A 12,949-nucleotide genomic window follows, 5' to 3' on the forward strand; every position below is an offset into this window, starting at 1 on the left:
AAGCCCGGTGATCTAGGGGGTACGGCCGGTACGCTGCGTTCCGATTCGCCTACAACAAGCGAGATTTGCACCACCTGGGGAGGGGCAGGAGTTGGGGATCTCCTGGATATAGGGACACATGGCAGGATGGCTCCGTGCGATTCGACCGGGCCGACCTGCTCGGCGGGGACATCCCGCTGCGGCCGCTGAGCGCGGCCGAGATGCTGGACGCGGCCCTCGCTCTGCTGCGCCGGTCGCCGCGCGCGGTGCTCGGTCCGGCGTTCGCCGTGGTGGGGGCCGTCCAGTTGCTGGTGACGCTCGCCGCGTACTTCCTGGTCGGAGGTCAGGCCACCGGCGAGGTCACCCCCCATGTGCTGCTGCGCTCGTTCGGATCACAGGCGATGCTCACGCTGGCGGGTTCCGTCATCGGGTCGGTGGCGGTCCTGCTGCTGGCGGGCGCCTACGCGCCGGTCATCGCGCGCGGTTACTTCGGGCTCGGCGCCACCCCGCGCGGGGTGTGGCGGGACGTGCGGCCCCGGCTCGGTCGGCTGCTGGTGCTGGCCCTGGGCGTCCCGGCGGGCGTGCTCGCGGTGGCGGTGCTGCCGCTGCTGCCGTTCATCGCCGTCGTGGGGACGGACGGGTCGGCGGCGCTCGGCATCCTGCTCGCCGTGGTGGGCTTTCCCGCCGGTTTTTTCCTGGTCGTGTGGCTCGGTGTGGCGACGGTGCTCGCCGCGCCCGCGCTCGTGCTGGAGCGGCTCGGCCCGCGCGCGGCGCTGGCCAGGTCGTGGCGGCTGGTCGGCGGCCAGTGGTGGCGGACGTTCATGGTCCTGGCGCTGACGCTGCTCATCGCGTTCCTCATGGGCGGCGCGCTGCGGCTGCCCTTCGTGGTGGTGGAGATGCTGTTCTTCGGCGGTGAGACGGGCGGTCAGGCCGTCGCCGCGATCTCGGTGGACACGCTCGGCCGGATCGTCTCCACGGCCATCACCACACCCTTCCAGGCGGGCGTCATCGCGCTGATGTACCTGGACCGGAGGCACCGCAGGGAGGGGCTCGACCTGGAGATCCAGCGGCGCGACACCGTCCCCGACGACGACCTCCTGACGCTGTGGGCGGGAAGCCGATGAGCGCCCCGGACCCGCTGACCAGGGAGCAGGCGCGCGACCTCGCCGAACGGGAGCTGAGCAAGCCCGTCTACCAGCGCGACCAGCCGTCGTTCCTGGAGAAGATGATCGACCAGCTCAGGGAGTGGCTCGACAACCTGATGCCGGACCCGCCGAGGCCGACCCCGCAGGGGTCGGGCGCGGGGAGCAGCATCACCACCGTCCTTCTGCTCGTGCTGCTGGCGGCGCTGGTCCTGGTGATCGGCTACCTGTGGATGCGTAACCGGCGCAACCCGAGCGGGCGCAAGGCGGTCCTCGATGACGTGCCCAGCCGCTCCGTCGACCACAGGGCAGCCGCCGAGAAGGCGGCAGCCGCAGGCGGGTACGCCGAGGCGATCCGGGAAAGGCTGCGCGCGATAGCCCGCGACCTGGAGGAACGCGCGATCCTGGAACCGAGGCCAGGCCGTACCGCGTTCGAGCTCGCGTTGGAGGCGTCGGCGGCGCTGCCCGTCGACCTGCTGCCGGGCGCCCGGATCTTCGACGACGTCTGGTACGGCGACCGGCCCGGCACCGCCGAGTCCTACGCCGTCCTCGTCGCGCTCGACGACGCCGTGCGCGCCGCGCGGCCCCGCCCCCTGGAGACCGTGTGACGGCCACCGCCACCGACGCGCCCGCCCCGGAGAGCGCCGGCCAGGTCGCCGGACGCCGGTTCCGGCGCTGGCGCGGCATCGTGGCCGCGCTGTTCGCCGTGGTCCTGCTGGCGGTCGTGCTGGCAGCGCTGCGGCCTCCGGTGACGAGCGGCTACCTCGACCCCGAGGACGCGGGCCGTGACGGCTCCCGCGCGCTCGCCGAGATCGTCAGGCAGCAGGGCACCCCGGTGGAGGTCGTGCGGTCGGCCAACGCCGCCGCCTCCGCCGCGCGCTCCACCAAGCTCGTGGTCGTGGTCCGCTCCGAGCGGCTCACCGAGGCGGACCTCACCGTGCTCGCGAACGCCACGGGGTCGGTGCTGCTCATCGCGCCGACGGACGCCGCGCTGGCCCGGCTCGCGCCCGGCGTCGAGCGCACCGGCACCGCGCCCGACACCGGCCCGGCCGAGGACGGCTGCGCGCTGGGTGCGGCGGCGGGCGCGGTGGACTTCGGCGAGTCCCACGTCTACCGGGCCGCCGAGACGGGCACCGCCTGCTACCTGTACGAGGATTACGACCCCGCGTCGAGCTTCTTCCGGCTCGTCAGGTCCGAGGGCGCCAAGACGGTGACGGTGGCCGGATCCGGCCGTCCCTTCACCAACCGGCACCTCACGGAGGAGGGCGCCGCCGCTCTCGGGCTGACGCTTCTGAGCGCGCAAGGCGGCGTCGTCTGGCTGATCCCCGACCTGCCGAGCGAGGACGAGATCACGGGCGACCAGTCCTTCATGGACCTCGTCCCGACCTCGGTGTGGCTCTTCTTCCTGCAGGGGCTTGTCGCCGTCGCCCTCGCGGCCCTGTGGCGGGCCCGGAGGCTCGGGCCGGTGGTGGTCGAACGGCTTCCGGTGGCCGTCCGGTCCGCGGAGGCCGTCGAGGGCAGGGCCCGGCTGTACCGGGCCGCCCACGCCAGGGACAGGGCGGCGCTCGCCCTACGCGAGGCGGCGCGGGAACGGCTGGTGCCGCTGCTCGGCCTGCCGCGCAGCGCCGCCGCCGATCCGGCCCGCGCCGCCGAGGTGGTGCCGCTGGCCGCGGCCAGGAGCGGGCTCGACGCACCGACCGCCTACTGGGCGCTGTACGGTCCTGAACCTGGCGACGACGGTGAGCTGTTGCGGCTGACCGACCTCCTTGACGAACTGGAAAGACGGGTGCGATGAGCGACGAGACGGTGCTGGACAAGCGGGTCCAGGGCGCGGACGGGGCGCGGCGCGCGCTCGCCGCGCTGCGCGGCGAGGTCGCCAAGGCCGTCGTGGGGCAGGACGCCGTGGTCACCGGCATGGTGATCGCCCTGCTGTGCCGTGGGCACGTGCTGCTCGAAGGCGTGCCCGGCGTTGCCAAGACGCTGCTGGTGCGCACCCTCGCCAGGGCCCTCGACCTGGAGTTCAAGCGGGTCCAGTTCACCCCCGACCTCATGCCCGGCGACGTCACCGGCTCGCTGATCTACGACGCGCGCACCGCCGAGTTCGAGTTCCGGCGGGGCCCGGTGTTCACCCACCTGCTGCTCGCCGACGAGATCAACCGGACGCCCCCCAAGACGCAGGCTTCGCTTCTGGAGGCGATGGAGGAGCGGCAGGTCTCGGTGGACGGCAAGCCGTTCAAGCTGCCCGACCCGTTCGTCGTGTGCGCCACCCAGAACCCCATCGAGTACGAGGGCACCTATCCGCTGCCGGAGGCCCAGCTCGACAGGTTCCTGTTGAAGCTGACCGTGCCGCTGCCGACCCGCGACGAGGAGATCGGCGTCGTCCAGCGGCACGCCCTCGGGTTCGACCCGCGCGACCTCGCCGAGATCAACCCCGTCGCGGGCATCGCGGAGCTGGACGCGGGCCGCGAGGCGGTGCGCACCCTGCACATCGATCCGAAGATCATCGCCTACGTGGTGGACCTGTGCCGGGCCACCCGGCAGTCGCCGTCGCTCCAGCTCGGCGCCTCCCCGCGCGGCGCGACCGCGCTGCTCAACACGGCGCGGGCCTGGGCGTGGCTGTCCGGCCGCGACTACGTGACGCCCGACGACGTCAAGGCGCTGGCCCGGCCGACGCTCAGGCACCGGGTGCAGCTCCGCCCGGAGGCCGAGCTCGAAGGCGCGACCGCCGACGGCGTCCTCGACGGCGTCCTGGCGACCGTCCCCACGCCGCGCTGATGGCGCTCACCGGACGGGTGGCGCTGCTCGCCCTGCTGGCCTGCGCGATCCCCCTGTTCGTGCCGCACGGCTGGGTGATCGCCGCGATCGCGGGGGCGCTGGTGGCGCTCGGCGCGCTGGACTTCGCGCTGGCCGGGAACGTCAGGCGGCTCGTCCTGCACCGGACGGGCGACACGACCATCCGGCTCGGCGAGAGCGGCACGGTCGGGCTGATCGTGGAGAACCCGGGCAGGCGCCGGGTCAGGGCGCTCGTCCGGGACGCGTGGCCGCCCAGCGCGGGCGTGACGCCCCGGACGTTCGAGATCGACGTCCCGGCCGGGGAGCGCCGCCGCGCCGAGCTGCGGCTGGCGCCGACGCGGCGCGGCGACCGCTCGTCGGTGTCGGTGACGATCCGCTCGACCGGGCCGCTGGGCCTGGTCGCGCGGCAGCTCACCCGGCAGGCGCCCTGGACGGTCAGGGTCCTGCCCGGCTTCCCGTCGCGCAGGCACCTGCCCGCGAAGCTGCGCAGGCTGCGCGAGCTGACCGGCCAGCAGGTCGCGCTGATCCGGGGCCAGGGCACCGAGTTCGACTCGCTGCGCGAGTACGTCGCGGGCGACGACGTCAGGTCGATCGACTGGCGTGCCACGGCGCGGCGCGGCGAGGTCGTGGTGCGGACGTGGCGTCCCGAGCGGGACAGGCGGATCTTCCTGATCCTGGACACCGGGCGCACCTCGGCGGGCCGGGTGGGCGACATCCCGCGCCTTGACTGCTCGATGGACGCCGCCCTGCTCCTGGGCGCGCTGGCCTCCCGCGCGGGCGACCGGGTGGACCTCCTGGCCTACGACCGGCGCGTCAGGGCCCGCGTCGAGGGCGTCTCCCGGACGGACCTCCTGCCGTCGATGGTGCGGGCGATGGCGCCGCTGGAGCCCGAGCTGATCGAGTCGGACGCCGCGGGCATGGTCGCGACGCTCCTGGCCCGATCCCGACAGCGGTCCCTGGTGGTGCTGCTGACCGAGCTGAACACCGCCGCGATGGAGGAGGGCCTGATCCCGCTGCTGCCCCGGCTCACCTCACGCCACCTCGTTATGGTCGCCGCCGTCGCCGACCCCCGCGTCGGCGAGATGGCGGGCGCGCGCGGTGATCTCGCCGCCGTCTACGACGCCGCCTCCGCCGAACGCGCGCGGGGCGAACGCCGCAGGCTCAAGGCCGAACTGCGCGAGTACGGCGTCGAGGTCGTCGACGCCCCGCCGGACGAGATCGCGCCCGCCCTCGCCGACGCCTATCTGGCGCTCAAGGCACAGGGTCGGCTGTGACCTGTTTGATGGGCCCGGAGGGCGGCCGCTTCGCGGCCCCGACTTCGTCGGGAGCGGCCGCCCCCGGGCCGGTCCTGTGGCCGTTAACGGACGGGGGCGGGGAACCGGACAGGCGCCTTCGGCGTTAGGAATTGCGCGTGAGGGTGACCTGCTCCATCCTTGACCTCGCCTAGGATGGACAGGCTACGAGTGGTATGCGCGACAAGTGGTGTGCGCGGACAAGGCCCTGACCCGAGGGGCGACCCGTCAGGACAGGCTGCGGACGCGCGGCTATCCGATCTGCAAGGAGCTTCCGAGAGTGCCAGCTATCGTCGACAAGATTCTTCGCGCAGGCGAAGGCAAGGTCCTGCGCAAGCTCAAGCGGATCGCCAACCAGGTGAACTCCATCGAGGACGAGTTCACCGAGAAGACCGACGCGGAGCTGCGCGCGCTCACCGACACCTACCGGGAGCGCCTGGCCGAGGGCGAGACCCTCGACGACCTGCTCCCCGAGGCGTTCGCGACCGCCCGTGAGGCGGCCCGCCGGGTGCTGGGCCAGCGGCACTTCGACGTCCAGGTGATGGGCGGCGCCGCGCTGCACCTGGGCAACATCGCCGAGATGCGCACCGGTGAGGGCAAGACCCTGACCTGTGTGCTGCCCGCGTATCTGAACGCGCTGGCCGGCAAGGGCGTGCACGTGGTCACGGTCAACGACTACCTGGCCAAGCGCGACGCCGAGTGGATGGGCCGGGTACACCAGTTCCTCGGTCTTGAGGTCGGCGTGATCCTCGCGAACATGACGCCGGAGGAGCGCCGCAAGGCGTACAACACCGACATCACGTACGGCACGAACAACGAGTTCGGCTTCGACTACCTGCGCGACAACATGGCCTGGACGCTGGAGGACTGCGTCCAGCGCGGCCACTTCTTCGCGATCGTCGACGAGGTGGACTCGATCCTCATCGACGAGGCCCGCACCCCGCTGATCATCTCCGGCCCCGGCGACCAGAACTCCAAGTGGTTCGCCGAGTTCGCCAAGATCGCGCCCCGGCTGCGCCGCGCCTCGGCCGCCGACGCCGACGACGGCGACTACCAGGTCGACGAGAAGAAGCGCACCGTCGGCATCCTGGAGACCGGTGTCGAGAAGGTCGAGGACTGGCTCGGCATCGACAACCTGTACGACGCCACGAACACCCCGCTTGTCGGCTTCCTGAACAACGCCCTGAAGGCCAAGGAGCTGTACAAGAAGGACAAGGACTACCTCGTCGTCAACGGCGAGGTGCTGATCGTCGACGAGTTCACCGGCCGTGTCCTGCAGGGCCGCCGGTACAACGAGGGCATGCACCAGGCCATCGAGGCCAAGGAGGGTGTGGCGATCAAGGACGAGAACCAGACGCTCGCCACGATCACCCTCCAGAACTACTTCCGGCTCTACGGCAAGCTCGGCGGCATGACCGGCACCGCGCAGACCGAGGCGTCGGAGTTCAACAAGATCTACAAGCTCGGCGTCATCCCGATCCCGACGAACCGGCCGATGCAGCGCGTGGACGTCGCCGACGTCGTCTACAAGACGCAGCTCGCCAAGTTCGAGGCGGTCGTCAAGGACATCGCCGAGCGGCACGAGAAGGGCCAGCCGGTCCTGGTCGGCACCACCTCGGTCGCCAAGTCCGAGACGCTGTCGAAGATGCTGAAGTCCGAGGGCATCCCGCACCAGGTGCTGAACGCCAAGCACCACGAGAAGGAGTCCACGATCATCGCCGAGGCGGGCCGTAAGGGCGCCGTCACGGTGGCCACCAACATGGCCGGTCGAGGCACCGACATCATGCTGGGCGGGAACCCCGAGTTCCGGGCCAACCTGGAGCTGCTGAACCGGGGCCTGTCGCCGCTGGAGACGCCCGAGGAGTACGAGGCGGCCTGGCCGGAGGCGCTGGAGAAGGCCAAGGAGGCCGTCAAGGGCGAGCACGAGGTCGTGTCCGAGGCGGGCGGCCTGTACGTGCTGGGCACCGAGCGGCACGAGTCCCGCCGGATCGACAACCAGCTCCGCGGCCGCTCCGGCCGTCAGGGCGACCCGGGCGAGTCCCGGTTCTACCTGTCACTGGAGGACGACCTGATGCGGCTGTTCAACTCGGCGCGGGTCGAGGCGATCATGACGCGGCTGAACATCCCGGACGACGTGCCGATCGAGGCCAAGATCGTCTCGTCCGCGATCAAGTCGGCCCAGCACCAGGTCGAGCAGCAGAACTTCGAGATCCGCAAGAACGTCCTCAAGTACGACGAGGTGCTGAACCGCCAGCGCCAGGTCATCTACGCCGAGCGCCGCCGGGTGCTGGAGGGCGCCGACCTGCACGAGCAGGTCCGCCGGATGATCGACGAGGTCGTCGACGGGTACGTCGCGGGCGCCACCGCCGAGGGTTTCGCCGAGGAGTGGAACCTGGACATGCTGTGGAAGGCGTTCAAGCAGCTGTACCCGATCAGCGTCACCGCCGACGAGCTGGTCGAGGAGGCGGGCGGCGAGGTGCAGAACCTGAGCGCCGAGTTCATCGCCGACAAGGTCCGCGAGGACGCGCAGGCCGCCTACGACAAGCGTGAGGCGGAGCTGGGCGCGGAGGTCATGCGGGAGCTGGAGCGCCGTGTTGTGCTGACGGTCCTGGACCGCAAGTGGCGCGAGCACCTCTACGAGATGGACTACCTGCAGGAGGGCATCGGCCTGCGCGCGATGGCGCAGCGCGACCCCCTGGTGGAGTACCAGCGCGAGGGCTACGACATGTTCGCCGCCATGATGGAGGCGATCAAGGAGGAGTCGGTCGGCTACCTCTACCACCTGGAGGTCGAGGTGGAGGAGCAGCCCGCGGCCAAGGTCGGGGTCATGCCGGTGGCCGTCGCGGCGAGCGCGCTGGGCCAGCCCGAGGCCAAGAAGCTCGACTTCTCCGGGCCGGACGAGCAGGGCGGGGTGGAGCACCACGTCGAGGACTCCGTGCCGTCGTACGAGGGTGTGTCCCGCAACGACCCGTGCCCGTGCGGCAGCGGCAAGAAGTTCAAGCGCTGCCACGGCGGCGCCCGCTAGCACACGGATCTCACGCGGATCATCGGACGCCGCCCGTTCCCCTCGCCGGGAGCGGGCGGCGTTCGCCGTCCCTACCAGTGCACGGCCGTCTCGACGGCGGCGCAGCGCCAGGCCCCGCGCCTGCGGACCATCCGGACGGCGACGGGCTGGATCCGCCCGCCGATGACGACGGTCGCGGTGACCTCGCCGACGCCGGGTCCCGGCCGTTGGACGCGCCGGTTCCGGATGCGGGGCGCGCCCGCGCCGCCGCGTCCGGCGGGGTGCCGCTGGCGGGCGAGCACCTCGGCGAGTTCGACGGTGGCGAGCCTGGCGAGCTGCGGGAACGGGCGGAGCCCGGCGAACACCTCGGCGGCCACCCAGATCACCCGTTCGGCGGCCGCTTCCAGGCCGTCGCCGCCGGAGCCGTCGGCGAGCGCGAGGCTCCCGTCGGTGGCGGGGTCGTCGGGGGGCCGTCCCTCGTCGCCCGAGCCTGCCGAAACCAGCCGCAGCACCCGCACCCGTCCCATTCCGTGGCCTCCTCTCGCCGGGCGCCGCCGGTCGCGGCGCGCGTGCCTGGGAAGAGGCGGGACGGTGTCAGGGAATGCCCAGCCGGAGCAAGATCATCCGTGGGTCAGGGCTGGCGGGGCAGGTCGAGCGTGGTGTGCAGCTGGTAGCGGTCGGCCCGGTAGGTGGACTCGGTCAGCTCGGCGCAGGTGGACTTCAGGTAGGAGCGGCGGCGCAGCAGCAGGACGGGGCTGGGCTGGGGGAGCTGGAGCAGTTCGGCGTCCAGGGGTGTGGCGATGGCGGCTTCGACGGTCTGGTCACCGGAGTCGAAGGTGATGCCGTAGCGGCGCTCCAGAAGGTCGTAGAGGGACTGTCCGGCGAGCCTGAAGGTCAGGAGGTCGGGGGCGAGCGAGGCGGGGATGTGGCAGCGCTCCACGGCCATGGGGGTGCCGTCGGCGGTGCGCAGCCGCTCCAACACGTGCACGTAGGCCCCGGCGCCCAGGCCGAGCGCGCGGGCGACGTGGCCCGAGGCCGGAACGGTCCGGTGGTCGATGTCGACGGCGCCGGGCGTCAGGCCGCGCGCCTTCATCTCGGCGGTGAAGGACGAGCTGAGCCGGAGCGGCATGTCGATCTTGGGTCGGGCGACGAACGTGCCCTTGCCCGGCACGCGGTACAGCCGTCCTTCGGAGACCAACTGGTCGACGGCCTGACGTACGGTCATGCGGGACAGGCCGTAGCGCTGGCACAGTTCCCGTTCCGACGGCATGGGCGCGTCGGGCTCGGCGCCCGCCTCGTCGATCAGGTCGACGAGCAGGGCGCGGAGCTGAACGTACTTCGGGACCGGGCTTGACGCGTCGATCAATGCGTTGACACCGCCTCGCTGGGAAGGGCTGCGTGAGGAAGAACCCGCGCACGGGGGCTGTCCGCTCATGCTTTCACAAGGGTATGGTTCGTACTGGTCTAGTCCGGACTGGTCCAGACCGTCTTCAAGGTAGCTCTCCTTGGTGAGTGCCTTGCCCATGAGCACACCCCCAGCCCGTCCAGGAGGACGCATGACCAGCCGCATGCGGCACGAGATCGGCGAGCAGCCCGACGCGCTGCGCACCACCGTCACCAGCCTGCTGCCCCAGCTCGACGCGGTCCGGGCCGTCGCGGGACGGACCCGCCAGGTCCTGTTCATCGCGCGCGGCTCGTCCGACAACGCCGCCGTCTACGGCCGCTACCTGGTGGAGACGCACGCGGGACGCCTGGCGACGCTCGCCGCGCCGTCGGTCGCCACCACCTACCGGCGCAGGCTCGACCTGGACGGGGTGCTGGCCGTCGCGATCAGCCAGTCGGGCCGCACCGAGGAGATCGTCGAGACGATGGAGTGGGCGCGCTCCTGCGGCGCGGTCACCGTCGGCGTCACCAACGGGGAGGGCTCGCCGCTCGCCGAGTCCGCCGATGTGGCGTTGCTCACCAGGGCCGGGGACGAGCTCGCCGTCCCGGCCACCAAGACCTACACGACCCAGCTCGCGGCCCTCGCGGTGCTCGCCGTCGGGCTCGGCGCCCAGGTGGACCCGGACGACCTGCTCCAGGTGCCCGCCGAGATCGAGCGCCTCATCGCCGCGACCGAGGCGAGCGACGCGCTCGACGCCGCGGTCGCGGAGCTGGCCAAGGTGCCGGGGACCGTGGTGTCGGCCCGTGGCATCGCCTTCGGCACCGCCCTGGAGCTGGCGCTGAAGCTCAAGGAGGCGTGCTACCTCCACGCGATGGGCCTGTCCTACGCCGATCTCCTGCACGGCCCGATCGCCGTGGTGGACGCCGAGACCCCGGCGATCGTCCTGGGCGCGGAGGAGAGCCCCACCCTTCAGGGGACGGTGGCGCTCGCCCGGCGCGTCACGGAGGCGGGGGCGCGGGTCTACGGGATCGGCGGCGGGGAGGCGCTCGCGGAGGCGTCCTCGCTGGCGCTGCCGGGGCCGCGACTGCCCGAGTGGGTGGCGCCGCTGGGCCTCATCGTGCCTGGTCAGCTGCTGGTTGAGCGGCTGGCCCGGACACTCGGCATTGATCCGGACAACCCGCGCGGATTGCGTAAAGTAACGCAGACTGGAGCATAAGCTGGGAATGCCCCAGGCAAAGGGAGCCGTTGGAAGTAGTGTGCCCTTCACCAGGGTCAACTCCAGAATGAACCACCGATCATCCCGCCGTTCACCACACTCGGCCAAAATCCGAAACGGCGGCGCATCGAACCGAAGCGGGTGAGCGATCAGCCGATCGTCTGGAACAATTCACCCCTGAAGGAGGATCATGGCTGAGCGACACGTGCGGGTCGAGTCCCTGGTCGGGCTGCACTCCAGGCCCGCCGCCGAGTTCGTCAAGGCGGCTGCCCTCGCACCGATGGACGTCACCATCGGCCGCTTCGCCGACACGCCCGTCAACGCCAAGAGCATCCTCGGGGTGCTGGCGCTGGACGCGCGGACGGGCGAGCAGCTGAAGCTGTGTGCCGAGGGGGACGGCGCCGAAGAGGTGCTCGACTCCCTCGTCACCCTGTTCACGGAGCCGAATGCGTGAGTTCCTGGGCACCGGCGTCAGTCCGGGCGTGGGGGTCGGCCCCGTCAGGGTGATGACGGGGTCCGTGCCCGTGCCGCCCGTGGAGCCGTTCACCGGCGACCGCGTCGCCGAGACCGCCCGCGCGCTGGCCGCCCTGGAGGAGGTCGCGCAGGAGCTGGAGTCCCGGGCCACGGCGGCTGGAGGCGAGACGCACGACGTCCTCGCCGCCCAGGCGCTCATGGCGCGCGACCCCGACCTCGCGGGCGAGGTCACCGTCGGCGTCTCGGCGGGGCTGAGCGCGGCCCGCGCCGTCTACGAGTCGTTCGGGTTCTACCGCGAGCTGCTCGGCGGCGCGGGCGCCTACATCTCCGCGCGCGTCGCCGACCTCGACGACGTCCGCGACCGGACCGTCGCCCGGCTGATGGCGCACGAGGAACGGGGCCTGCCCGAGTCGGGCGAGCCCTACGTGCTCATCACCCAGGACCTCGCGCCCGCCGACCTCGCGCTGCTCGACCCCGCCCACTGCGTCGCGTTCGTCACCGAGGAGGGCGGGCCGATCGGCCACACCGCCATCCTCGCCCGCGCCATGGGCATCCCCGCGATCGTCGCCTGCCCCGGCGCCCTCGAAGTGCCCGTGGGCGCCCGGGTGCTCGCCGACGGCGCCTCCGGACGGCTGATCGTGGACCCCGAGCCCGCCCAGATCGACAAGGCCCGCGCCGCCGAGAAGGCGCGCGCGGAGGCCGTCGGGAGCGCGACGGGGCCGGGCGGCACCAAGGACGGCCACGCCGTGCCGCTGCTGGCCAACGTCGGCGGGCCCAAGGACATCGCCTCCGCCCTGGAGCACGGGGCCGAGGGCGTCGGGCTGTTCCGGTCCGAGTACCTCTTCCTGGACGAGGCGGTGCCGCCCGGCGAGGCCGAGCAGATCGCCGCGTACCGTGCCGTCCTCGAAGCCTTCCCACGGGTCGTCGTCCGGGTGCTGGACGCGGGCGCGGACAAGCCGCTGTCGTTCCTGCCGCCCGCCGGCGTCGAGCCGAACCCGGCGCTGGGCGAGCGCGGGCTCCGGCTGCTGCGCCGCCACCCCGACGTGCTCGAAGGGCAGTTGCGCGCCCTCGCCAAGGCGGCGGAGGGGTTCCCACCCGACAGGCTGCGGGTGATGGCGCCGATGGTGACGGACGCCGAAGAGGCCAAGATGTTCACCGACAAGTGCCGTGAGGCGGGCATCCAGCAGGCCGGGATCATGATCGAGGTCCCGGCCGCCGCCGTGCGCGCGCACGACATCGCCGAAGAGGTCGACTTCTTCAGCCTCGGCACCAACGACCTCGCCCAGTACGTCTTCGCCGTGGACCGCCAGGTCTCCAGCCTCACCCGGCTCCAGGACCCGTGGCGGCCCGCGCTGCTCGACCTCATGGCGCACGCGGCCCGCGCCGCCACCGACGCGGGCAAGGGCTGCGGCGTCTGCGGCGAGGCCGCCGCCGACCCCGTCATGGCCTGCGTGCTCGCCGGCCTGGGCGTCACCAGCCTTTCGATGAGCTCACCCTCGCTGCCGCTGGTACGCGCCGCCCTCGCCGCGCACACCCTCGCCGAGTGCCAGGAGGCGGCCCGCGCCGCCCGCGCCGCCCGCACCGCCCGCGACGCCCGCGCCGCCGCCCGTGCCGCCCTCCCCGCCCTGGAGACCCTCGGCCTCTGACCCCGCCCGGTCTTGTGGT

At 72.3% G+C, this 12,949-nt stretch carries 11 protein-coding genes; 9 read left to right on the forward strand and 2 right to left on the reverse strand.

Annotated features, from left to right (window positions below; all coding sequences use genetic code 11):
- Nucleotides 1–134: 134 nt before the first annotated feature.
- From LO762_RS18720 to secA, 6 genes are all read left to right on the forward strand, one after another.
- The gene (locus tag LO762_RS18720; RefSeq protein ID WP_230616786.1) at nt 135–1,103 is read left to right on the forward strand and encodes a hypothetical protein; all 969 of its coding nucleotides are present in this window, start codon (nt 135–137) and stop codon (nt 1,101–1,103) included.
- Nucleotides 1,100–1,729, forward strand: coding sequence for a DUF4129 domain-containing protein (locus LO762_RS18725; protein ID WP_230616788.1), 630 nt, complete (start codon nt 1,100–1,102; stop codon nt 1,727–1,729). Before LO762_RS18720 ends, LO762_RS18725 begins: the two co-directional genes overlap by 4 nt.
- Nucleotides 1,726–2,916, forward strand: a complete 1,191-nt coding sequence (locus tag LO762_RS18730; protein WP_230616790.1) for a DUF4350 domain-containing protein — start codon at nt 1,726–1,728, stop codon at nt 2,914–2,916. The genes LO762_RS18725 and LO762_RS18730 overlap by 4 nt, the downstream gene beginning before the upstream one ends.
- Complete coding sequence (locus LO762_RS18735; protein ID WP_230616792.1) at nt 2,913–3,896, forward strand: MoxR family ATPase; 984 nt, start codon at nt 2,913–2,915, stop codon at nt 3,894–3,896. Before LO762_RS18730 ends, LO762_RS18735 begins: the two co-directional genes overlap by 4 nt.
- Complete coding sequence (locus tag LO762_RS18740; protein WP_230616794.1) at nt 3,896–5,188, forward strand: DUF58 domain-containing protein; 1,293 nt, start codon at nt 3,896–3,898, stop codon at nt 5,186–5,188. Before LO762_RS18735 ends, LO762_RS18740 begins: the two co-directional genes overlap by 1 nt.
- Before the next feature lie 298 nt (nt 5,189–5,486).
- Nucleotides 5,487–8,231, forward strand: coding sequence for a preprotein translocase subunit SecA (gene secA, locus LO762_RS18745; RefSeq protein ID WP_230616796.1), 2,745 nt, complete (start codon nt 5,487–5,489; stop codon nt 8,229–8,231).
- Between the two features lie 71 nt (nt 8,232–8,302).
- Here secA and LO762_RS18750 read toward each other — a convergent pair whose 3' ends face one another.
- Nucleotides 8,303–8,737 (reverse strand): Rv3235 family protein, encoded by a 435-nt coding sequence (locus tag LO762_RS18750; RefSeq protein WP_230616798.1) that lies wholly within the window; start codon nt 8,735–8,737, stop codon nt 8,303–8,305.
- A gap of 104 nt (nt 8,738–8,841) precedes the next feature.
- A complete protein-coding gene (locus LO762_RS18755) occupies nt 8,842–9,576 on the reverse strand; it encodes a GntR family transcriptional regulator (protein WP_230616800.1) in 735 nt (244 codons plus the stop codon).
- A 190-nt stretch (nt 9,577–9,766) separates the two neighbouring features.
- On the opposite strand from LO762_RS18755, the gene LO762_RS18760 reads away from it, so the two are divergent.
- The 3 genes from LO762_RS18760 to ptsP all read left to right on the forward strand — a co-directional run bounded on the left by LO762_RS18760 (nt 9,767) and on the right by ptsP (nt 12,930).
- Nucleotides 9,767–10,810 (forward strand): SIS domain-containing protein, encoded by a 1,044-nt coding sequence (locus tag LO762_RS18760; RefSeq protein WP_230616802.1) that lies wholly within the window; start codon nt 9,767–9,769, stop codon nt 10,808–10,810.
- 190 nt (nt 10,811–11,000) lie between these two features.
- Entirely contained in the window at nt 11,001–11,264 is a 264-nt protein-coding gene (locus LO762_RS18765) for an HPr family phosphocarrier protein (RefSeq protein ID WP_230616804.1), read from the forward strand.
- Nucleotides 11,257–12,930: a phosphoenolpyruvate--protein phosphotransferase gene (gene ptsP / locus LO762_RS18770; protein ID WP_230616805.1), complete on the forward strand. Its 1,674-nt coding sequence runs from the start codon at nt 11,257–11,259 to the stop codon at nt 12,928–12,930. Before LO762_RS18765 ends, ptsP begins: the two co-directional genes overlap by 8 nt.
- The last annotated feature ends 19 nt before the right edge of the window (nt 12,931–12,949 follow it).

The organism is Actinocorallia sp. API 0066 (genome assembly GCF_020991275.1).
GTDB lineage: Bacteria > Actinomycetota > Actinomycetes > Streptosporangiales > Streptosporangiaceae > Actinocorallia.

Excerpts from the sequence above, each read along its gene's own strand:
- LO762_RS18725 (WP_230616788.1), top strand. The coding sequence starts at position 1,100 with ATGAGCGCCCCGGACCCGCTGACCAGGGAGCAGGCGCGCGACCTCGCC.
- LO762_RS18750 (WP_230616798.1), bottom strand. The coding sequence starts at position 8,737 with ATGGGACGGGTGCGGGTGCTGCGGCTGGTTTCGGCAGGCTCGGGCGAC.
- LO762_RS18740 (WP_230616794.1), top strand. The coding sequence starts at position 3,896 with ATGGCGCTCACCGGACGGGTGGCGCTGCTCGCCCTGCTGGCCTGCGCG.
- LO762_RS18765 (WP_230616804.1), top strand. The coding sequence starts at position 11,001 with ATGGCTGAGCGACACGTGCGGGTCGAGTCCCTGGTCGGGCTGCACTCC.
- LO762_RS18760 (WP_230616802.1), top strand. The coding sequence starts at position 9,767 with ATGACCAGCCGCATGCGGCACGAGATCGGCGAGCAGCCCGACGCGCTG.
- ptsP (WP_230616805.1), top strand. The coding sequence starts at position 11,257 with ATGCGTGAGTTCCTGGGCACCGGCGTCAGTCCGGGCGTGGGGGTCGGC.
- LO762_RS18735 (WP_230616792.1), top strand. The coding sequence starts at position 2,913 with ATGAGCGACGAGACGGTGCTGGACAAGCGGGTCCAGGGCGCGGACGGG.